The organism is Oscillibacter sp. MSJ-31 (assembly GCF_018918025.1).
In the GTDB taxonomy this organism is placed as follows: Bacteria; Bacillota; Clostridia; order Oscillospirales; family Oscillospiraceae; genus Hominicoprocola.
Genome location: NZ_JAHLPT010000004.1, coordinates 132239 through 153182, shown reverse-complemented (window position 1 = coordinate 153182; position 20944 = coordinate 132239). Strand labels below are relative to the sequence as shown.

20 protein-coding genes and 1 tRNA gene are annotated in these 20944 nt (G+C 62.4%); 7 read left to right on the top strand and 14 right to left on the bottom strand.

The window, feature by feature from the left end; translation table 11 throughout:
• The first annotated feature begins 46 nt into the window (after positions 1-46).
• On the top strand, positions 47-589 hold the full coding sequence (locus tag KQI17_RS05215; protein WP_022017919.1) for a stage V sporulation T C-terminal domain-containing protein: 543 nt from the start codon (positions 47-49) through the stop codon (positions 587-589).
• 42 nt (positions 590-631) lie between these two features.
• On the opposite strand, the gene KQI17_RS05210 is transcribed toward KQI17_RS05215, so the two are convergent.
• Positions 632-1159 carry a cysteine hydrolase family protein gene (locus KQI17_RS05210; protein ID WP_216495130.1) on the bottom strand — a complete coding sequence of 176 codons (528 nt, stop codon included), beginning with the start codon at positions 1157-1159 and terminating at the stop codon, positions 632-634.
• Between the two features lie 487 nt (positions 1160-1646).
• Here KQI17_RS05210 and KQI17_RS05205 point away from each other — a divergent pair, with 487 nt between their 5' ends.
• Positions 1647-2450 (top strand): DUF4230 domain-containing protein, encoded by an 804-nt coding sequence (locus KQI17_RS05205; protein ID WP_216495129.1) that lies wholly within the window; start codon positions 1647-1649, stop codon positions 2448-2450.
• Positions 2451-2775: 325 nt separating this feature from the next.
• Here KQI17_RS05205 and cysS read toward each other — a convergent pair whose 3' ends face one another.
• From cysS to KQI17_RS05155, 10 genes are all read right to left on the bottom strand, one after another.
• A complete protein-coding gene (gene cysS, locus KQI17_RS05200) occupies positions 2776-4227 on the bottom strand; it encodes a cysteine--tRNA ligase (protein ID WP_216495128.1) in 1452 nt (483 codons plus the stop codon).
• Between the two features lie 36 nt (positions 4228-4263).
• Positions 4264-4797 carry a CDP-diacylglycerol--glycerol-3-phosphate 3-phosphatidyltransferase gene (gene pgsA, locus KQI17_RS05195; RefSeq protein WP_216495127.1) on the bottom strand — a complete coding sequence of 178 codons (534 nt, stop codon included), beginning with the start codon at positions 4795-4797 and terminating at the stop codon, positions 4264-4266.
• A gap of 65 nt (positions 4798-4862) precedes the next feature.
• Positions 4863-6188: a 30S ribosomal protein S12 methylthiotransferase RimO gene (gene rimO / locus KQI17_RS05190; RefSeq protein WP_216495126.1), complete on the bottom strand. Its 1326-nt coding sequence runs from the start codon at positions 6186-6188 to the stop codon at positions 4863-4865.
• 47 nt (positions 6189-6235) lie between these two features.
• The gene (locus KQI17_RS05185; RefSeq protein WP_216495125.1) at positions 6236-6868 is read right to left on the bottom strand and encodes a regulatory protein RecX; all 633 of its coding nucleotides are present in this window, start codon (positions 6866-6868) and stop codon (positions 6236-6238) included.
• Positions 6868-7971: a recombinase RecA gene (gene recA, locus KQI17_RS05180; protein WP_216495124.1), complete on the bottom strand. Its 1104-nt coding sequence runs from the start codon at positions 7969-7971 to the stop codon at positions 6868-6870. Before recA ends, KQI17_RS05185 begins: the two co-directional genes overlap by 1 nt.
• A gap of 44 nt (positions 7972-8015) precedes the next feature.
• On the bottom strand, positions 8016-8882 hold the full coding sequence (gene prmC / locus KQI17_RS05175) for a peptide chain release factor N(5)-glutamine methyltransferase (protein WP_216495123.1): 867 nt from the start codon (positions 8880-8882) through the stop codon (positions 8016-8018).
• On the bottom strand, positions 8883-9839 hold the full coding sequence (locus tag KQI17_RS05170; RefSeq protein ID WP_216495122.1) for a DUF1385 domain-containing protein: 957 nt from the start codon (positions 9837-9839) through the stop codon (positions 8883-8885). It abuts the gene before it with no gap.
• A 64-nt stretch (positions 9840-9903) separates the two neighbouring features.
• On the bottom strand, positions 9904-11325 hold the full coding sequence (locus tag KQI17_RS05165; protein ID WP_216495121.1) for a cell wall metabolism sensor histidine kinase WalK: 1422 nt from the start codon (positions 11323-11325) through the stop codon (positions 9904-9906).
• A 40-nt stretch (positions 11326-11365) separates the two neighbouring features.
• Complete coding sequence (locus tag KQI17_RS05160; protein ID WP_022017929.1) at positions 11366-12061, bottom strand: response regulator transcription factor; 696 nt, start codon at positions 12059-12061, stop codon at positions 11366-11368.
• A gap of 18 nt (positions 12062-12079) precedes the next feature.
• The gene (locus KQI17_RS05155; RefSeq protein WP_216495120.1) at positions 12080-13417 is read right to left on the bottom strand and encodes a VCBS repeat-containing protein; all 1338 of its coding nucleotides are present in this window, start codon (positions 13415-13417) and stop codon (positions 12080-12082) included.
• Between the two features lie 157 nt (positions 13418-13574).
• Here KQI17_RS05155 and KQI17_RS05150 point away from each other — a divergent pair.
• A tRNA-Leu gene (locus KQI17_RS05150) sits at positions 13575-13660 on the top strand.
• Between the two features lie 39 nt (positions 13661-13699).
• Here KQI17_RS05150 and KQI17_RS05145 read toward each other — a convergent pair.
• Both KQI17_RS05145 and KQI17_RS05140 read right to left on the bottom strand, forming a co-directional pair.
• Positions 13700-14392 carry a DUF6320 domain-containing protein gene (locus tag KQI17_RS05145; RefSeq protein WP_216495119.1) on the bottom strand — a complete coding sequence of 231 codons (693 nt, stop codon included), beginning with the start codon at positions 14390-14392 and terminating at the stop codon, positions 13700-13702.
• 27 nt (positions 14393-14419) lie between these two features.
• Positions 14420-15694 carry a hypothetical protein gene (locus KQI17_RS05140; protein WP_216495118.1) on the bottom strand — a complete coding sequence of 425 codons (1275 nt, stop codon included), beginning with the start codon at positions 15692-15694 and terminating at the stop codon, positions 14420-14422.
• Between the two features lie 153 nt (positions 15695-15847).
• On the opposite strand from KQI17_RS05140, the gene KQI17_RS05135 reads away from it, so the two are divergent.
• The 4 genes from KQI17_RS05135 (at position 15848) to KQI17_RS05120 (ending at position 19271) form a co-directional block, all read left to right on the top strand.
• A complete protein-coding gene (locus KQI17_RS05135) occupies positions 15848-16792 on the top strand; it encodes an alpha/beta hydrolase (protein WP_216495117.1) in 945 nt (314 codons plus the stop codon).
• A 46-nt stretch (positions 16793-16838) separates the two neighbouring features.
• Positions 16839-17579: a nucleoside phosphorylase gene (locus KQI17_RS05130; RefSeq protein ID WP_216495116.1), complete on the top strand. Its 741-nt coding sequence runs from the start codon at positions 16839-16841 to the stop codon at positions 17577-17579.
• A 76-nt stretch (positions 17580-17655) separates the two neighbouring features.
• Complete coding sequence (locus tag KQI17_RS05125) at positions 17656-18639, top strand: DUF4349 domain-containing protein (protein ID WP_216495115.1); 984 nt, start codon at positions 17656-17658, stop codon at positions 18637-18639.
• Between the two features lie 20 nt (positions 18640-18659).
• Positions 18660-19271, top strand: coding sequence for an MBL fold metallo-hydrolase (locus KQI17_RS05120; protein ID WP_216495114.1), 612 nt, complete (start codon positions 18660-18662; stop codon positions 19269-19271).
• Positions 19272-19331: 60 nt separating this feature from the next.
• Here KQI17_RS05120 and thrC read toward each other — a convergent pair whose 3' ends face one another.
• Entirely contained in the window at positions 19332-20822 is a 1491-nt protein-coding gene (thrC, locus tag KQI17_RS05115) for a threonine synthase (protein ID WP_216495113.1), read from the bottom strand.
• Positions 20823-20944 lie beyond the last annotated feature (122 nt).

Genomic DNA, 20944 nt, shown 5'->3' with positions numbered 1-20944 from the left:
CAAAGACTAAGGCCAGTAAAACGACGTTAAAGGAGAATCGGCATAGATGAAAGCAACCGGAATCGTGCGCCGGATCGACGACCTTGGCCGTGTGGTCATTCCCAAGGAGATCCGCCGCACCATGCGCATCCGCGAGGGCGACCCGTTGGAGATCTACACGAGCAAGGAGGGCGAGGTCATCTTCAAGAAATACTCGCTCATGGGCGGTGTGGACGAGTTTGCCGCGCAGATCTGTGAAACACTCAACAAAACCACCGGCCTGACCGTCGCCGTGACGGACCGCGACAGCGTGGTGGCCGCGGCGGGCAGCGCGCGGCGCGACCTGATCGGCAAGCGCATCAGCACCGAGCTGGAGCAGATCATGGAGGACCGCGCCATCTACCGCGCGCAGGGCAGCGAGCGCAGCGTCTACGTCACCGACACGCTCGACCGCTGCTGTGCCGCCATCGCCGCGCCCATTATTTCCGAGGGCGACGCGCTGGGGCTGGTGCTGTTTGTGGAGAACGAGGGTGAGAACCACGTCGGCGAGACGGAGTACAAGCTCGCGCAGACCATCGCCTCCTTCCTCGGCAGGCACATGGAGAGCTGAAAAAGGGAAGCGTCCCGCAAGCGGGACGCTTCCCTTTTTTCTTTAGTCGTTGACGACCTTGATCTGGCACATCTTCATCGTCTCGAGCGCGTGGCGGTGGCTCTCCGGCGTGACGCCGGCGCAGCAGCTCGCGTCCACGGTGATGGGCGCTTCGGGCATCGCCGCCTTGAACAGCAGCGCGTTGGACACCACGCAGATATCGGTGCAGAGGCCGACCAGCTCGATCTCCAGCGCCTCCTGCGCGCGCTCGGTCATCAGAATACCGGCGAGCCGGTTGGAGCCGAAGGTGGGCTTGTCGATAACGGTCGCCTTCTCCGCGGCCTTGGCGACCGCATCGTTGAGCTGCCAGCCGTGGGTGCCCTCGATGCAGTGCTCGACGGGCAGGTTGCGGCCCTCCTGCGTGTCGAGATAGTTTTCGTAATGCGTGTCGCGCGTGAGATAGATGTTCCACGGGTCGTACTCCTTCATCTTCTCCACGACGCGCGGAACGATCTGCTGCGCCTCCTTCGTGCCGAGCGAGCCGTCGATGAAGTCGTTCTGCATATCAATGACGACGAGAATCTTACGCATGGCAATGCCCTCCTGTATGACGGGGCGCCAGCCCCTTATTTTTGACATTTTTCCCCAAACCGCTTGCATTGTCTGGAATAAATTGCTATAATCTGCTTGAAAAACAAAAATGCGGCGGCTTACGGGTGTTGGCGCACCCGTAAGCCTGAGCAGGTGTTAGCCCCACCTACACAATGACCTTACGGTCGCACCGCATGGGTATTATACGACATTTCACCGCTTGGCGCAAGGGGTGCTTTGTTGTTTTTCCCAAGTGCTTGTGTTGCATCAGAAGGGTTTTCTCTTCGTTCGCTGTGTAGGCTTATGCCCTGCATGGCGTTTTTTGTTTTTCACCTACCCCTCGGAGAGGGCCGCTCCTCTCCGAGGGGATTTGAGTAAAGAAAAGATCTCAGCTGATCTGCGACCGGATGGCACGCGAAAAAAACAAGAACGATTTTGGAGCTGCCCTGTAAGCTCCACACAAAAGATTTGAAAGGAGCAATTGATCATGGAACAAACAAACGAACCCAAACAGCCCGAAAGTGGGGCGGCACTTCTCCCACCTCCCGAAGAAGGCACAGACTACAGAGCACACGACAGAGAGGCGCACCGCGCAACAGGCCGCTTCTCCCGTCAAACTATGCGTTGGTACATCATAGCGTTGGCCGCCGTTTCTCTCCTCGGCGGATTTTTGGGTTATAAAATCTGTTCTAATACGATACCCGCCAAAATCGACCAAGCGGTAAAAGCGGCGGTAGAGGAGGTTTATGCCGACGCCACCTTTACCGCGGAAGAAATATCGACCGAAATTGATATGCAGATCGTACTGAAAGATATTCAAGCCATCGGCGAACTGGCTACAGTCGAATACCTATATACCGATGCCGGCAAGTTTTCCGATCTGAAGCAATTATTTGGCTGGAATATCCCTCTAACAACAAAGTCCTTTGTCATGCGCTGGGACGGCAGTATCAAAGCAGGCATCCGCCGGGTTGAGGATATTCGCGTAGAGGCTGATGCCGCAAGCAAAACTCTTATCATCTATCTGCCGGAAGCGGAAATCCTGTCCCACACGGTAGATAAAGAAAGCATAGAGGTGCTTGACGAAAGCAACGGCCTTTTCAATCCCATTTCTGTCAGCGATGTAAGCAAATTTCAGAAAGAGAGCGAAACGGCAACGGAGCAGCGGGCTCTTGACAACGGCATTTTGGAGAAAGCACAGGAAAATGCCGAAATACTTATTAAAAATATCTTAAATGCAAACCCGATCATCCAACAAAGCAGCTATTCCGTCAGCTTCTACTATGAGTAAAGACCTTGCATCAAAGGAGACCGTATTATGAAAAACTTGCTTGGACTGCTTGTGTTCGGTCCATTTTGGCTGATTTTTAAGCTCTGCAAATTTCTTGATCGTCATTAAAACTCTCCGAAACCCCGCCGCAGAGCGGCAGCGACCGCAAGGAGAGCGGCAAATCAAAAGCGGCAACAAAAAACCGCACGCACTCCTTTGCGCAGCGCGTGCAGTTATCTTATTGTTAGGCTTACAATGTGGCAGGTCAAGGGCGCAGCCCTTGCGCTCTCTTGGGGTTCCAAAGGGGGTATTCTCTACGGTAGAGAATACCCCCTTTGTTCATTCGTTATACCCTCTTCCACTTCGCGCCGTTCGGTACATCGGTCACCTCGATGCCCTGTGCCTTCAGCTCGTCGCGGATGCGGTCGGCCTCGGCGAAGTTCTTCGCCTTCTTGGCGTCTGCGCGCTGACGGATCAGCGCCTCGACGGCCTCATCCGGCGTGCCGTCCTCGGCGATGACGGTGAATGCGCCCGCGCTCTGCGCGGCGGCCACGGCGTTCTTCTCGCGCAGCGCGGCGGCCTTGGCGATAAGGTCAAGACTCAGGACCTCGTCGAGGTCGGCAATGATCGCGAGCTTGGTCGCGCCGCTCGTCTTGGCCTTGAGCACATCGTAGAGCACGGTGACGCCCATGGCGGTGTTGAGGTCGTTGTCCATCTCCTTGGAGAATTTCGCGCGGTACTCGGCGCGCACGGCCTCGTCCACGCCGCCCTCGTCCTTGAGGTTGGCGATCTTCGCAAGGAGCTTGTTGTAGGCGAGCACGGCGTTATCCAGATTCTCCCATGTAAACACAAGGCTCTTGCGGTAGTGGCTCTGCAGGCAGAAGAAACGGTAGGCCAGCGGGTCGTAGCCCTTCTGCTCAAGCAGGGAAACGGTCAGAAATTCGCCCTTGGACTTGCTCATTTTGCCGTCCGTTGTATTGAGGTGGGCAACATGGCACCAGTGGGGGCACCAAGGATGTCCGAGGTAGCTTTCGGACTGGGCGATCTCGTTCGTGTGGTGCGGGAAGGCATTGTCCACGCCGCCGCAGTGCAGGTCGAGGTATTCGCCGTTGTACTTCATGGAGATGCCAGAGCACTCGATGTGCCAGCCGGGATAGCCGACGCCCCAGGGCGAATCCCATTTGAGCGCCTGATCCTCGAACTTGGACTTGGTGAACCAGAGGACGAAGTCGTTCTTATTCTTCTTGTTCGTGTCCTCCTCCACGCCCTCGCGGACGCCCACGGCGAGGTCCTCCTCGTTGTGGTCGTTGAAGATATAGTAGCGGTCCAGCTTGCTCGTGTCGAAGTAGACGTTGCCGCCAGCGAGGTAGGCGTAGCCGGTGTCAAGCAGCTTGGTGATGATCTTGATATAGTCGTCGATGAGGCCGGTGGCGGGCTGCACGACGTCGGGACGCTTGATGTGGAGCTTTTGGCAGTCGGCAAAGAAAGCGTCGGTATAGAACTGCGCGATCTCCATGACGGACTTGTGCTCGCGCTTGGCGCCCTTGAGCATCTTGTCCTCGCCCTCGTCGGCGTCGCTCGTAAGGTGGCCGACGTCGGTGATGTTCATGACGCGGTTGACGCTGTAGCCTGCGAAGCGGAGGTACTTCTCCAGCACATCCTCCATGATGTAGCTGCGCAGATTGCCGATGTGGGCAAAGTGATAGACGGTCGGGCCGCAGGTGTACATCTCGACGTGGTTCGGGGTATGGGTCTTGAGCTCTTCCTTTTTGTGGGTGGCGGAATTATAGAGGTACATACAGAAACTCCTTTTCAGAGCAAAATTAACTTGGCTTCAGTCCGGCTCGCGGAACACGTCGGCATTTTTGATGAAATACTCAATGCCGGAATAGGCGGTGGTCAGCACGATGACGGCATTGCACAGGGGATCGAACCACGCGTACGCGCCGAAAACGTTGAGCAGCATCGCGCAGAGGCAGACCATGGTCGAGGCCGTTTTGACCTTGCCGGACCACGCCGCGGCGATCACGCGGCCCTGCTCGACGGCAACGAGCCGCATTCCGGAGACCGCGAACTCGCGCAGCAGCACGATGGCCAGACACCAGCCGGGCATCTGCCCGATCTCGACGAGGTAGCACATGGCCGCCATAACGAGCACCTTGTCCGCCAGCGGGTCCATGAATTTGCCGAAATTCGTGACCTGATTGTAGTGGCGGGCGATGTAGCCGTCCACAAAATCCGTGAGGCACGCGACCACGAACACGCCGAAGGCGGCGCAGCGCGCATAGGGGAAATCCAGATACAGGATCACAAGAAATACGGGGATGAGCGCCACCCGCGCAAGGGTGAGCTTATTGGCAGTCGTCATCTGTGAACAGTCCTTTCAAGGCGCTCGCGCGCCGGTTTGCTATTTTGCCGCGTCCGCGCGGCGTCTTATTCCTCGGCCAGCTCGCCGGTCAGCTCGCCGTCCATCGCGCCGGTGATGCGCACGGGCACGAACTCGCCCGCCGCGACGTCGCGCGGGGCGGAGAAATAGATGCGCCCGTCGATGTCCGGCGACTCTGCATAGCTGCGGCCGACAAAGAGCATGGATTGCCCGTCGAAGCCCTCGCAGAGGACCTCCATCACGTCGCCCTGCCGTTCGTCGTTCCACGCGTCGATGATCTCGCTCTGAATGTCCACGATCCGCTCGGCACGGCGGGCCGCCTCGTCGGAGTCGACGCGCTCCATCTTTGCCGCGCGCGTCCCCTCCTCGGGGGAATAGGGGAACACGCCCGCGCGCAGCAGCTTCTGCTCGCGCAGGAAATCGCACAGCTCGTCGAACTCCTCCTCGCCCTCGCCGGGCAGGCCCGCGATGATGGACGTGCGCAGCACGAGGCCGGGAATGCGCTCGCGGAGCTTATCGAGCAGGGCGCAGAGGTATTTCTTATCGCCGCGCCGGTTCATCTTCTTGAGGATCTTATCGTTGCAGTGCTGGAGCGGAATGTCGAGGTATTTCAGAATTTTGTCCTCGCGGGCGATCACGTCGATCAGGCGGTCGTCGATCCACTCGGGATAGAGGTAGTGCAGGCGGATCCAATGGAAATCGAGCTTGCAAAGCTCCTCTAAAAGGTCGGCCAGATGGGGCTTGCCGTCCCAGTCCATGCCGTAGCGCGTGATGTCCTGCGCGATGACGATGAGCTCCTTGACGCCGGAATCGGCGAGCTGCCTTGCCTCGGCGAGAACATGCTCCATCGTGCGAGAGCGGTATTTGCCGCGCAGCTTGGGGATGATGCAGAAGGCGCACCAGTTGTCGCAGCCCTCCGCGATGCGCAGGAAGGCGTAGTGACCCGGTGTGGTGAGCACGCGGCCGAACTCGTCGACCGGCGCGTTGATGTCGTCGAAGCGGCTGACGGTACCGCCCGCCATGACGGTCTCGACCGCGTCCACAATGTCCTTGTAGCTGCCGGTGCCGAGAATGCCGTCCACCTCGGGAAGCTCCTTTGCCACCTCACCCTGATAGCGCTGCGTCATGCAGCCGGTGACCAGAATTTTCTTGAGCTTGCCGGCCTTTTTCAGCTCCGCCATGGCGAGAATGTTCTCGATGGCCTCCTCATTCGCGCTCGAGAGGAAGCCGCAGGTGTTGACAACCGCAGCGTCGCAGCCCTCGGGCGACGGGCAAAGCTCCATGCCGGCATCGCGGCACAGGGCCATCATCTGCTCGCAGTTGACCATATTTTTCGCGCAGCCGAGCGAAATAAAGTGAAGTTTGTATGCCATAGTCCTCTTCCCGTCTGCCGCGCACCGGCGGCAAAAATCGTTTTCGGTCACAGCCCGTCGTCCGCGTCCGTCAACGCCGCGCCCGCCGTCCGCAGGGCAGTCTTGACCTCGCCCCACGAAAAGCCGCGGCGCAGCAGCGCGTCCGACAAGCGTTTATAGTCCTTTTCGTTCAGGGGCTTTCCCCGCGTTTTCGACGCGATGACGCGCGCAAGCGTCTCCTGTGCATCGGGGGCTGTTTCCAGCGCCTCGTCCCACAGCTCGCGCGGCACGCCGCGGCGGTAAAGCTCGTCGCGGATGCGGGCGGGACCGCAGCCCTGTGCGCTATAATGGCGCACGAGTATGGCGGCGTAGGCCGCGTCGTCCAGCGCGCCGATATTCTCCAGATAGTCTGCCGCCGCGCCGGCGTCATCCGCCTCGGAGCCCTTCTGCACGAGGCGGCGCGTCAGCTCCTTTTTTGAGAGCGGGCGGGCGGAGATCATATTGGCGGCGCGCACGCGCGTTTCGCTGCGCGCGCCGCTTTTTTGTAATTGTACCACAGTCTCGGGCGAAATGTCCAGCCCCACATATAAGCCGAAACGCAGAAGCTCGCTCTCGGTGATCCGGAGAAGGTTCCCCCCCTCCAGATACACGAGAACGCGCTCCTGCTTATGCTTTGACCGTTCGATGCGCTCAACCTTCATCAGCCCTCAAAATCGTCGGCGCTGACGTCCACGGCGCGGCCCGCCGCCTTGGCGGCGATCCTTGACTGATTGCTCATAAGCTTGTGGAAATCACGGCGGATATCGGCCTCGAGCTTCGCGGCGATCTCGGGGTTGTCGCGCAGGTACTGCTTGGCGGAATCACGGCCCTGGCCAATGCGCGTCTCGCCCATCGAGTACCACGAGCCGCTCTTCTGCACGAGGTCGAGCTTCACGCCGAGGTCGATGAGCTCGCCGAGCATGGAGATGCCCTCGCCGTACATGATGTCGAACTCCGCCTCGCGGAACGGGGGCGCCATCTTGTTCTTCACGACCTTGGCGCGGGTGCGGTTGCCGATCATCTCGCTGCCGTTCTTGAGCGTTTCGATGCGGCGCACGTCGATGCGCACGCTCGCGTAGAACTTCAGCGCGCGGCCGCCGGTGGTGACCTCGGGGTTGCCGTACATCACGCCGACCTTCTCGCGCAGCTGGTTGATGAAGATGACGATGCAGTTGGTCTTGTTAATCGCGCCGGCGAGCTTGCGCAGCGCCTGCGACATCAGCCTTGCGTGCAGGCCGACAAAGCTGTCGCCCATCTCGCCCTCGATCTCCGCGCGCGGCACGAGCGCGGCGACGGAGTCCACCACGATCACGTCGATCGCGCCGGAGCGCACGAGCGCCTCGGTGATCTCAAGCGCCTGCTCGCCGGTATCCGGCTGGGAGACGAGCATATCCTCCACATTCACGCCGAGGGCGCGGGCGTAGCCGATGTCGAGCGCGTGCTCGGCGTCGATGAACGCGACCTCGCCGCCCGCCTTCTGCGCCTGCGCGAGGACGTGCAGGGCGAGCGTCGTTTTACCGGAGGACTCGGGGCCGTAGATCTCCACGATGCGGCCCTTGGGCAGTCCGCCGATGCCGAGCGCGAGGTCGAGCGCCAGCGAGCCGGTGGAGATGGCCTCCACGTTCGCGGCCTGCTCGTCGCCACAGCGCATGATGGAGCCCTTGCCGTAGAGCTTTTCGATCTGTGCCATCGCCGTTTCGATGGCGCGCTTCTTGTCGGCGTTTGGCGCGGTGGGCGCCGCCTTAGTCACTTTCTCTGCTGCCATTGGTTCATCCTCCTGTTTCTGCTTCTGTATCTTAAAATTTTTTGTCAGATCTCTTTGCAAAGCCGTCCGTAGACCACGCGGGGGATACCGTGCAGGTCCTTGACGATCTGGATGTCGCCGAAGCCGTTCGCGCGCATGATGCGCAGCACCTCGTCCGCCTGCCCGATGCCGACCTCGAAGGCCATGAGTCCGTTCGGCAAGAGAGCGTCGCGCCATTTATCCGCGATGACGCGGTAGAAATCCAGTCCGTCCGCGCCGCCATCAAGCGCGAGGTGCGGCTCGTGGTCGCGCACGGAGGGATCAAGCGCTTCAATGTCCGCCGTGGGGATATAGGGCGGGTTGGAAACGATGCAGTCGAACTCGCCGAGCTGGCGCGAGGGCTTCTCGCGCGCGTCCATGCGCAGGCTCGTCACGCGCGCGGAGAGCTGGTTGCGCCGGATGTTCTGCCGGCAGACCTTGAGCGCCTCCTCGTCCCACTCGCCGAGCAGCACGCGGCTGCGCAGCACCTGACTGGCCACGGCAAGGCCGATGCAGCCGCTGCCCGCGCACAGGTCGAGCACGCGGCAGTCCGCGCCGGAGTCCAGCTCGTGGACGACCGTCTGCACCAGCACCTCGGTGTCGGGGCGCGGGATGAGCACGGCGGGCGAAATATCCAGCCCAAGGCCGTAAAACTCCCACTCGCCGATAAGATAGGCCACCGGCTCGCCAGCAAGGTGCCGCGCGCACAGGGAATACGCCGAGCGCTCGACCTCGGGCGAGGCGTAGAGCAGCCCGTCGCGCAGAAGCTCATTTTTCGTTTTGCCCGACGCGGTGCAGACCAGCTCGCGCGCCGCCTGCGTCGCGTCCTCCGCACCCGCCTCGCGCAGGCGCCTGCGCAGGTCCATATAGAGGTCGTTGTACTTGATCGCCATTTACCACTCGTCCTTGCCCTTCTGCTCGGGAATGACCAGCTCCATCGCGCGGATGGCGACCTCGAGCATACTGTCGTCCGGCTCGTTGGTGGTGAAGTTTTGCAGCCACAGCCCCGGCTTTGCCAGCGCGTTCGTCACGGGATTGTCGTGTCCGCCGACGTAGCGGTTGAATTCATAGGTCACGCCCACGACCGGCACGAGCAGCAGCAGATGCAATCCAATGCGCACCCAGACATTGCGCCAGTCGACGAAGCTGAACACCACGCTCGAAACGAGGATGGACACCACGACCACCACGAACAGAAAGCTCGTGCCGCAGCGCGGATGGTGGCGCGGCTGGATGCGGCAGTTTTCCACCGTCAGCGGCAGGCCCGCCTCGTAGCAGAAGATGGTCTTATGCTCTGCGCCGTGGTACTGGAACACGCGCTGAATGTCCTTCTGCTTCGAGCACAGGAGCAGGTAGCCGAAGAAGATCATCAGCTTGATGACGGACTCGACCAGATTGTGCACGACCACGTTCGGGATGAAGCGCCCGAGCAGGCCCGCGAGGAAGGTCGGCAGGATCATAAAAAGGCCGATGGTCAGGCCCAGCGACAGCACGACCGCCAGCGCCACAACGAGCTTTTGCAGCTTTTCGCTGCCGAGCTTTTTTTCAAGCCACTGGTCGAACTTCGACGGCTCGCCCTCCTCGGGGAAGAAGTCCGCCGAGTACATCAGCGCCTTCACGCCGCGGACCATGGAGTCCACAAAGGTCACAGCGCCGCGCAGCACGGGCAGGCCGAGAATGGGATAGCGGTCGCGGATGAGCTTCAGCTCCTCGACCTTCTCGACCAGCCCCTCCTTGGAGCGGACGACGATGGCCTGCTTTTCCGGTCCGCGCATGAGGATGCCCTCAATGAGCGCCTGACCGCCGATGGAGGTACGGAATTTGGGTTTTGTCTGGTTTTGCTCTGCCATGTAGGTTTCTCCTTGCAATGATGGTATCATACTTTTTGAAAAATTGCAACAGCTGTTCTAAAATTTATTTTTCCATAGGAAGCGTCATGGTCACGACCGTGCCGCCGCCCGGGGCGTTGGCAATGTCGAACGTGCCGTTGTGCAGACGCATGATCTCGTCGCACACGGCGAGGCCGATGCCGCTGCCGCGCGCCTTGGACGAGCCCTTGTAGAATTTCTGCTTGACGTAGGGCAGCTCCTCGACCGGGATGCCGGGGCCGAAGTCGCGCACACGGATGACCATGCTGCCCTTCTCGGCCGCCACGGACACGTCGATGCGCTTGCCGCTGCCGCCATGCTTGGCGGCGTTGTCGAGCACGTTGCAGAAGACCTGCTTCATGCGTTCGCCGTCGGCGATGATGGGAGGCAGGTCGTCCGCACACTCGTAGCGCAGCTCGATGCCCTCCCGGCTGAAGATCTCGCGGTAGGTGAAGATGGCGTCCTCCAGCTCGGCGAGCAGGTCGGTCTCCTCCACGCGCAGGGTGAAGCGCCCGTCCTGCATCCGGGTGAAGTCCAACAGCTCCTCGACCATGGTGGTCAGACGGCGGGACTCCTTGACGATGATGTTGAGGCCGCGCTGCGTCTGCTCCGGATTCGCGCCGGGATCGGCGGCGAGCGTTTCCGCCCAGCCGTTGATGGCGGTGAGCGGCGTGCGCAGCTCATGCGAGACGGAGGAGACGAACTCCTGCTGGATCTTCTCGGACTGCGAGATCTTGAGCGACATATCGTTGATGTTGTCCACCAGCTCGCCGAGCTCGTCGCGGTAGTGGTTATCGATCAGGATGCCGTAGCTGCCGGCGGAGATGCGCCGCGCGGCGTCGGACACGACGGCGACCGGCTCGACGACGTTGTTGATGAAGATGGCGTTGGAGAAGATGGCAAGGCCCACGCACAGCAGCGCAACGCCGATGGCGACCGCCATGCTGACGAGCACGCTGCGGTCCGCCTCGTGCAGCGCGGTGACGTAGCGCAGCACGCCGATCACACGGCCATTGAACCGGAGCGGCGCGGAGACGGAGAGGATCCTCTCCCCCGTCTGCGGGTCAAGGCCCTCGAAGCTCGCCGGCTTTCCGGTGGCGACGGCCGCGGTCACATCGCTCGTTCCCGGCTGCGTGCCGGCGGTCAGGCCGTAGCTCGACACCTGCACGCGGCCGTTGACGTTGATGAACTGAAGCTCAAGCCGGTCCTTTTCCTCAAAGGTCTCCGCCGTGATGGAGGCGTAGCGGAAATACTCGCTGTAGCTTTTGAGGCCGTAGCTCGAAAAATTGTCGGCGGCGACGCGGGCGCGGGTCTCAAGGCCCGAGCGCATGGCGCTGTAGTAGGTCCGGCGCACGCCGAGGGTGTAGACCGTGACGATGGCGATGACCACCAGAACGATGGGCAGCACGGCATTCACGAGCCAGCGCTGGCGCAGGCCGCGGATGCGCAAGCCGCGCTTTGCGGACATGGCGGTCACTTCCTTTCTGCTTCAAATCTTTTCTGCCTGCTCAGTCCGTGCTCCACTTGTAGCCCGTGCCCCAGACGGTGGCGATGTAGCGCGGCTCCTGCGCGTCGTCCTCGATCTTCAGCCGCAGGCGGCGGATGTTGACGTCCACGATCTTCACCTCGCCGAAGTAGCCGCGGCCCCAGACCGTGTCGAGGATCTCCTCGCGGGTGAGCGCCTTGTCGGGGTTCTCCATGAAGAGCTTCATGATCTGATATTCGAGCTGCGTGAGCTTGAGACGCTTGCCGTTTTTCTCCACCACGCGGTCGGTCATGTTCAGCAGAAACGGCGGCTGGGAGATCTCTCCGACCGCAGCGCTGACGAGCGGCGCATCGCCCGCGCGGCGCAGCAGCGCGTCCACGCGCGCGGTCAGCTCGGCGGGCGAAAAGGGCTTGGTGACATAGTCGTCCGCGCCGGTCATCAGGCCCGTGACCTTGTCCATCTCCTGCGAGCGGGCGGTGAGCATGATGATGCCGATGTGCGGATAGGCCGCGCGCACGCGGCGGCAGACCTCAAAGCCGTCGATGCCCGGCAGCATGATGTCGAGCAGCGTGACACGCACATCGGGATTCTCGCTGAGCTTTTCCAGCGCCTCCTCGCCTGTCTCGGCCTCCACGACCTCGTAGCCGGCGCGGATCAGATTGATGACGATAAAGCTGCGGATGCTGGACTCATCCTCCAGGACCAACACTTTTTTCATCGTATCTCGGTTCCTTTCTCAGTTTTCGCCCGTCGTCCACTCGGCGACGATCAGGCTGAAGCTCTTCTTCACGGTCTCCTCGTCGACCGCGCCGTCCCAGTCGTCGCAGGGCAGGAGCTCGGCGGTGTAAACGGTCTCGACCTGTCGGGCGAGCACAAAGCGGTCGCCGCGCCGGGCGTGCTCCTCGCGGGCGCTGCCCGTGAGGGCGCAGATCTCCAGAAACGGCTGCAGCTGTCCGTCGTTGCTGCGGCAGAAGAAAAGGACCGCGTTTTCATCGGGCGTTCCGGCGCGCAGGAGCGACACCCGCTCGTCCCACGTCTCCGGCAGGAGCAGGCTCCAGCCGTCGGCGGCGTTGTGGAAGGTGCGGCACACGACCTCACTCTTTCCCGCGCTGTCGTAATCGCGCCAGAGGATGCGGTAGTAGGTCTCGCTCTCCTCGTCGAGCGGCGGGAAGGGGACCGGCTCGGGGATCTCGATCACGCCGCTGCCGTCGATGTCGGTCGGATAGAGCGAGAGGAAGCGGAAACCGCCGTCCGCGGCGGAGGAGGCGGTGTTCTGCGTGACATTGCGCAGAACGCCGTTTTTCACGGTCAGGATATCGTAGGCCGCCACGCTGTTGTCCGCCACGCCGGTGACGTAAAGCGCCTGCTGCCCATCCGAAAGAGCTCCCGCCGCCACGCGCGAAAGCTCGGACGCGGAGAAGGACAGCTCGAGCGTCGAGATGCAGCTCAGCTCGCGGTCGTCCCAGGTGTAGCAGTCCGCCATGCAGCGGTTCTCCTCGCCGCTGTAGAGCACCGTCAGCTCCTGCCGGCCGTCGCCGTCAAGATCGCTCACGGCGTAGCGGAGGTAGGCGGTGGTGAGCAGGTTGAGCGGCTCGCTGCCGCGCAGGGTGTAAACGGCGAGCACCTGCAGCTCCGTGCCGCTCTTGAAGCCGACAAGGATCTCGCGGCGTCCGTCGCCGTCGAGGTCATAGTACGTGATGGAGTAGATCGAGCTGGCGGTCCCCTCGATGAGGGCCATCTGCTCATAGCTGTCGCCGTTGGAGCGGAAGAAGTAGATCTTCACGGGCCGCTCGTCCGTCGCCTTGCGGAAGAAGGCCACCGCCTCCTCTACGCCGTCGCCGTCGAGATCGACCATCTGCACGCTCTGGAGGTTACTGCCCGAGATGGGCGCAGCGTGCTCCGCGCCGTCGGAGAGCAGGGCGTTGATCTCCGCTTCGAGCGAGGCGTATTCCGCCGGAAGGCTCGGCAAGGCATAGAGCTTGTCGGTCGAGACGTTCATCGCGCAGCCGCCGAGCAGCAGGCAAAGCGCCGCAAGCGCCAGCGCGCGGGCAAATTTTCTGCCGTGGTTCGCCATGCTTTCCCCTCCCTTGACCCGCTTTGGGCATAATCTACCGATACAGAGTATAGCATAGCACAAGCCGCATAAAAAGGGTAGTCCCCTTTTGCGCTTTTTGCCGGAAAAATTTATCTTGCAAATCGACGCAGCGTCCTCTATAATAGCTTTTGTTATCGCCGGTGTGATGGAATGGTAGACGTAGCGGATTCAAAATCCGCCGGGGGCGACTCCGTGTGGGTTCGAGTCCCACCACCGGCACCAGCAAAGGGAAGGCATGGCGCGCGCCATGCCTTCCCTTTTTCACATATTGAAGCGTCGGCGGGCCTCCTCGCGCAGCGAGGGCACGCGGCGCACGACGCGCAGCGGGATGATGAGCCCGACGCAGATGACCACCACGACGAGCGACCACGTCGGCTGCCACGCCGCGCGGAAAAAGCGGTCCATGCAGTATTCCACGCCCAGCGCCATCAGGCCCACGGTGCCGATGCACATGGCGATCGCAGAGAGCCGCGACCGCCGCCCGCCGCGCAGCAGAAAGCTCAAAAGGAACACCAGCACGCACGCCCAGCCGAGGATGGGCAGGGCGAGGCCGCGGAACCATGTGCCGCCGCTCAGGTCGATGGAGATGAGAAAGACGTACACACCGACCGCGGCGACGTCCGCCGTCAGGCGGAAGAAGATGGGGATGCGCCGCGCGAGCATCGGCAGCACGAACCAGATCCAGAGCATCACCGCCGCGCCGATGACGTAGAGCGACCAGGGCCGCTCGGTGGGCAGCAGCAGGTTCAGCACGCCGCAGCACAGGGATACCGACACGAGCATCGCCGTGAGCAGCGCGGCCGCCGCACGGCGCGAGGCGGGCGGCACCTCGGCGGGCTTGGTGGGAAAATAGCTCGGCGCGTCTGGGTCCGGCTTCCAGGCAGGCGTGCCGCAAAGCGGGCAGCGCGCCGCGCCGGGATCCAGCTCCACGCCGCAGTTGACACAGTATGACATATTGTTACCGTCCTTTCGCTCCGCTCTTCAGCGGTTGCTCTCCACGCGCACGGGGATGCCCTCGCGCACGAGGAAGCGGAAAAAGTCGCGCTCGGTGTCCGTCTCCGCCTGCGTGCCGGCAAAGGTGATCTCCATGGTATCGCCGTAGCTGATGGAGGCGCAGTGGCAGCGCGGCACGGTCGCCTGACCGAGAATGACCTCCGCCCCGCGGATGTGCGCCGCCATCTCCGGCGGCACGGTGAACGCGCCGGGATTGGTGTAGGTGCAGGAATAGGGGCGCACACCGAACAAGCGGTAGTTGAGCGCCATGACCGGATTCTTGAGCACGACCGGAATGAGGCGCAGGGCAAAGTTCTCTGTAAAGCGGACGTTGCCGGTAAACGCCGCCTGCAGCTCCTGCCGGTTGATGTGCAGCTTCATAAAATGGCGCACCTGCGAGACGATCTCGGGGAAGGTGTAGTCGCCGAGCGCCGGGTCGATATACGGGCGGACGGTGGTGATGAAGTTGCGCAGCGTCTCGCTTGGGAACCATGCACGCAGGTTGATCGGCACCGCCAGCGCCACGGGGCGCTCACGGTAGGGTCTCTCGCGCTTCTGCTTTTCCAGAATGACGTGGATGAGCACGGCGGAGAGGTACTCCGTGATGGAGGCGTTATGCTTCTTTGCCTGCTCGCGCAGGCGGGAGAGAGGCACGAAGCCCATCGTGACATGGAAGGTGTAGAACGGCTCCGGCGTGCCGGTATTCTGATAGGCCCTCGGCAGCCGCCGCAGGCCGAAGGCGTGGCGGCCCGCGTAGCGGGCGTAGGCGTCCTCCAGCTCCTCCTCGCGCGGCGGCTCATTCAGGTCGAGCACGCCGTTTCCCGCGGGAACGTCCACGCCGGTCTGGCGCAGGTATTCGGCAAGGAGCGTGCGGAAAAAGACGATGGCCCCGCCGCCGTCGGACAGCGCGTGGAACACCTCAACGGAGATGCGCTCACGGTAATAGTAAAAGCGCACGAGCCAGCCGTTGTCCTCGCGGAAGCGGACGGGCTGGCAGGGGTCGGAGACGTCCTCCTTCAAAAACGGTCCGGGCGCATGGTTCGGCTCGAGATAGTACCAGAACAGACCCTTGCGGATGCGCACGGCAAAGCTCGGGAAGCGCGGCATACAGCGGTCGATGGCGCGCTGGAGCGCGGCGGGATCGACCTTCCTTTCCATCCGAGCGGAGAAGCGGTAGATGGCGGAATATTCCTCCTTTTGCAGCGCGGAGTAGAGAATGCCCGCGCTGTCGAGCTTGTACCATTTGCTGTCGGGTCTCGCCATCGTCGTTTCCTCCTTCCGCGCGGCATCGCCTCGGATGGCTTATTGTAGCACAGCGGCGCGCACACCACAAGAAAAATGACGGTTTTCCTTTTCTTTTTTACGCAAACATGATATTATACAGGCAGGAAGACTGATCACAGGCAGGAGATAACGATGGAAAACAAGCTGAACCTTCCGCTGAAAAAGAAGAAAAACGAGGCCGAGAGCCCGCGCCTCGATCCGCTGATGCGCGCGCTCAAGGCGCTGCACAGCGCGGGCGCGCCCGAGACCATGACCGAGGAGGAGCTGGAGCATCAGCGCCGCAGTCAGGAGGTCCTCGGCCGGCTGACCGCGCCGATGGCCGGCATGGACTATGAGGAATTTTCGCTCGGCGGCATGAACGCCGCGTGGATGCGGCTCAAGGCTCCTCACGGCAGCCGTCACGCCATTCTCTACTGCCACGGCGGCGGCTACACGAGCGGCAACCTCGGCTACGCGCGCGTGCTCGCGTCCAAGCTCGCGCACGTTACGGGCTATGACGTGCTGAGCTTTGAATACCGTCTCGCGCCCGAGCATCCCTACCCCGCCGCCGTCGAGGACGCGCTGCGCGCGTGGGATCATCTCATGCTGCTGGGCTACGGCGCGCGGGATGTCGTGCTCGCAGGCGACAGCGCGGGCGGCAACCTCGCGCTCGTGCTGTGCCATCGTCTCAAGGCGGCGGGCCGCCGCCTGCCCGGGGCGCTGGTGCTGATGTCTCCGTGGACGGACATGACGATGTCGGGTGCGTCCTACGCCGAGCGGGTGGAGAGCGACCCGATGCTCACGCCGGAGTACATCGAGGCCGTGCGCACCGCCTACGCCGGCGGGCGGGACTACGCCTCGCCCGATCTTTCGCCGCTCTTTGCCGACCTTACCGGCTTCCCGCCGACGCTCATTCAGGCCGGCGATCACGAGATCCTGTATTCGGATGCCGAGATGCTCTGTCACGCGCTGGAGCGGGCGGGCGTTCCCTGCCGCTTCGAGGTGAGCGAGGGGATGTGGCACGTCTTTCAGATGTTCCCCCTGCGTAAGGCCGCCGCAGCGATGGAAAGCGTCGCGCGCTTCCTGCTGGAGCGGTGACGGCGCACCCCCTTCTGAATCCCATACCCTGAGAGGAGAAACGAATATGAAGCAGCCTCATATCCAGCTCGACGAGAGCTTGAACGTCCGCTATGCCATCCTGCCCGGCGACCCCAAGCGCGCCGAGCGCATCGCGTCGCACATGAGCGAGGTCGAGGACCTCGGCATGAACCGCGAGTACCGCAGCCTTGTCGGCGCCTACCGCGGCGCGCGCATTCTGGCCATGTCCACGGGCATGGGCGGCGTCTCGACCGGCATCGCGGTCGAGGAGCTGCATAACATCGGCGTGACGCACGCCATCCGCATCGGCTCCTGCGGAGCCTTACAGACAGACATCGCTCCCGGTGAGCTGCTTATCGCCGCCGGCGCGGTGCGCGACGACGGCACCTCTCGCGCCTATGTGCGCGAGGGCTATCCCGCCGTGCCGGACACGGAGCTGCTGCTCGCGCTGACGGAGAGCATCCGCGCGCAGGGCTTCGCCCACCGCCTCGGCATCATCCGCAGCCACGAGAGCTTTTACATCGACGACATCGAGGAGATCAACGAATACTGGTCGAAAAAGGGCGTGCTCGGCAGCGACATGGAGACCGCGGCGCTGCTGACCGTCGGGCGGCTGCGCGGCATGAAATGCGCGAGCGTGCTCAACAACGTCGTGCGCTGGAAGGAGTGCATTTCCCACGGCATCGGCTCCTACGCCGCCGGCGCCGACGCGGCCGCCGCGGGCGAGGAGCACAGCATTCTCGCCGCGCTGGAGACCTTTGCGCGGCTGGAAGCCGAGAAAAAATAGGAAAAACGGGAACTTTTTCCAGTTTTCAGCGTCAAACCCTTCAGAGACCCCAAATAAAAGATTGAGGTGATGAAAGATGAAGAGAACGCTTGCCCTTTTTCTCAGCGCGCTGCTGCTCCTTGCCCTGCTCACGGGCTGCGGCAGCAAGGCGGCTCCGCGCGACAGCGCCGCCGGCAGCGACTACATGATGACCAACCAAAGCTACGCCAAAACGGACGAGAGCTTCGCCTACGACGAGCCGGAGCTCCCGACGCCCGACGCCGAGAACGGCTATTGGGACAGCGGTGAAAGCCAGACGCTCTCAGGCGGCATGACCGCTCCGGGCGACGCGAAGATGATCTACCGTGCGAGCATCGAGGTGCAGACGCAGGACTACACGACGAGCGAGTCCGCCATCACCGAGCTGGTGAAGTCCTGCGGCGGCTACTTTGAGAGCAAGAGTCTGAGCAATCGCTCAAGCGGCTACCGCTACGGTGAATTCACCGTGCGCGTGCCCGCCGCGGAGTACGAGCACTTCTGCGAGCAGGTCGGCTCGCTCTGCCACGTCACCTATATGTCCTCCTCGGCGGAGAACATCACCGAGGCGTACTACGACACCGACTCCCGTCTCAAGACCGCGCAGATCAAGCTCGAGCGGCTGCAGGAGCTGCTCTCGAAGGCGGACAATATGGCGGACATCATCACCATTGAGAGCGCCATCAGCGACACGGAGTACGAGATCGAAAGTCTCTCCGGCACACTGCGCCACTACGATGCGCTGGTGGATTACGCCACCGTGAGCCTGACGCTCAGCGAGACCTACAAGCTCGATGAGAACGAGGGCGCGCCGCTGACCTTCGGCGCGCGCATCGCGCGGGCCTTCACGAACGGTCTGCGCGACACAGGCGTATTCCTTGAGGACCTTGCCATCGGCATCGCGAACAACCTTGTGTTCCTGGCGGTGCTGGCGGCGCTCGCCGTGGTCGTCGTGCGTGCGGTGCGCAAAAAGAAGCCGTTCGGCAGGCTCGGCAAAAAGAAAAACAAGCTTCCCGCGGATGAGGAGCCGAAAAGCGAAGAATAGCCGATAAGGAGAAAACGCCTATGAAGCTCACCTGGCTGGGCCATTCCTGCTTCGCCGTCGAAAGCGGCGGCTACCGCGTCGTGCTCGACCCGTATTATGTGGAGAGCTATCCGCCGCTGCATACGAGCGCGAACGAGGTGCTCTGCTCGCACCATCACCGCGATCACGATTTTGTGGAGGCGGTGGAGCTCACGCCGCGCGGGGACAGTCCCTTCACGGTGGAGACCGTCCAAGCCTTCCACGACGATCAGGGCGGCGCGCTGCGCGGAACGAACACCATCCACATCCTCGCCGCCGAGGGGCTGCGCGTCGTGCATCTCGGCGACCTCGGTCACGAGCTGAGCGGGGAACAGCTCGCGCCGCTGCGCGGCTGTGACGCGCTGCTGATTCCCGTCGGCGGCTTCTATACCATCGACGCGGAGACCGCCAGGCGCGTGGCGGATGCCATCGCGCCGCGCGTGATCGTGCCGATGCACTACCGCCACGGCAGCCACGGCTACGATGTGATCGCCACGGTGGAGGACTTCCTGCGGCTCTATCCCGCAGACGAGGTACACTGTCTTGACGGCAGCTCCTTTGAACTGACGCCCGACGCGCCGCGCGGCGTGATCGTGCCGAGGTTCATAGGCTGACACAGTAAATATAAAAAAAAAGGAAGCGAAAGGGTCTCCCCTTTGCTTCCTTTTTTCATCTTAGAACCACTTCTTTTCCTGCGCCTTTTCCAGGACAAAGGGCAGCATCTCCTCGCGGTCGAGGACGGTGGTGTGGCGCACGGGGCGCTCGCGCAGACCGCGGAGGTTCTTCGGCGCGGGAATTCCGGTCAGACGCTCGAGCTGCTCCATGACGGCGAACTCGTCGCCCCCCGCCTTTTCGCCGAGGCCCTCGAGCACGGCGGCGGGGAACTTGTAGGGCGACGCGGTGGAGAGCACCACGACCGGCGCGTGAGCAGGGTTCGCCGTCTTGTACTGCTGCGCGACGTTCCACGCCACGGCGGTGTGCGTGTCGCAGAGATAATGATGCTCCTGCCAGACCCTGCCGATGGTCCGCTTCGTCTCGTCGTCGCCGCAGCAGCCCGCCCAGAAGATGGACTGAATTTTCTCCTTCAGCTCCTCCGGCACCTCGTAGGCGCCGTCCTCGGTGAGCTGACGCATGAGCTTCGCCACCAGCTGCTCGTCGCCGGAGAGCAGGAACAGCAGACGCTCGAGGTTGCTCGACACCAGAATGTCCATCGAGGGCGAGCTGGTGAGGTAGAACGGGCGCTTCTTATCATAGCGGCCCGTGCGGATGAAGTCGGTGAGCACGTTGTTGGCGTTGGACGCGCACACGAGCGTGCCGACGGGAAGCCCCAGCTCGCGGGCGAAGTAGCCGGCGAGAATGTCGCCGAAGTTGCCGGTGGGAACGACGTAGTCCACCCGCTCGCCGACGGCGACCGTGCCGCGGCGGACAAGGTCTGCGTAGGCGCGGAAGTAATAGACCACCTGCGGGGCAAGGCGGCCGATGTTGATGGAGTTCGCGCTCGACAGGCGCACACCCTTGCCCGCGAGCAGGTTCTCGCCGCCGACCTTGGCAAAGACCTGCTTGACGGCAGTCTGCGCGTCGTCGAAGTTGCCACGCACCGCGGCGACACAGGTATTGTCGCCGCCCTGCGTGACCATCTGCGCCTTCTGCACGGCGGACACACCGCCGTCCGGGTAAAAGACGATGATCTTCGTGCCCGCGACGTCGCAGAAGCCCTCCATCGCGGCCTTGCCGGTGTCGCCGGAGGTCGCGGTGAGGATCAAGATCTCATCGTCCACACCGCACTTCTTCTTTGCCGCCGTCATCAGGTGCGGCAGCATCGAGAGCGCCACATCCTTGAAGGCGCTCGTGGGGCCGCGGAACAGCTCGAGCACCGTGTCCTCACCGACCGGAACGGTGGGGGTCAGGTCCTCGGTCTCGAATTTGCCGGTGTAGGCGGCATGGACAAGCTGCTCCATCTCCGCATGCGTGAAGTCGGGCAGCAGCGCGCATAATATCTCCGTCGCCATGCCCTGCGTGGAGAGCGTCAGGCAGCGCTTCCAGTCGAAGTCCAGCCCCGAGAGGGCCGGCATGGCGTACAGCCCGCCGTCGGGGGCAAGGCCGTTCAGGATCGCTTCGGCGCTCGAGGCGGTGAGGGCCGCGTTCCGCGTGCTTTGATAGTTCATATTAAAAATACCTCCGCTTTTCGGTTTTTTCATTTGCCATATCAAAATATTTTTTCGATTGCCTATTGCATTTCGACAATGCTCATGTTATATTGTTCCCATCAAAAAGTCAAGTGTTTTTC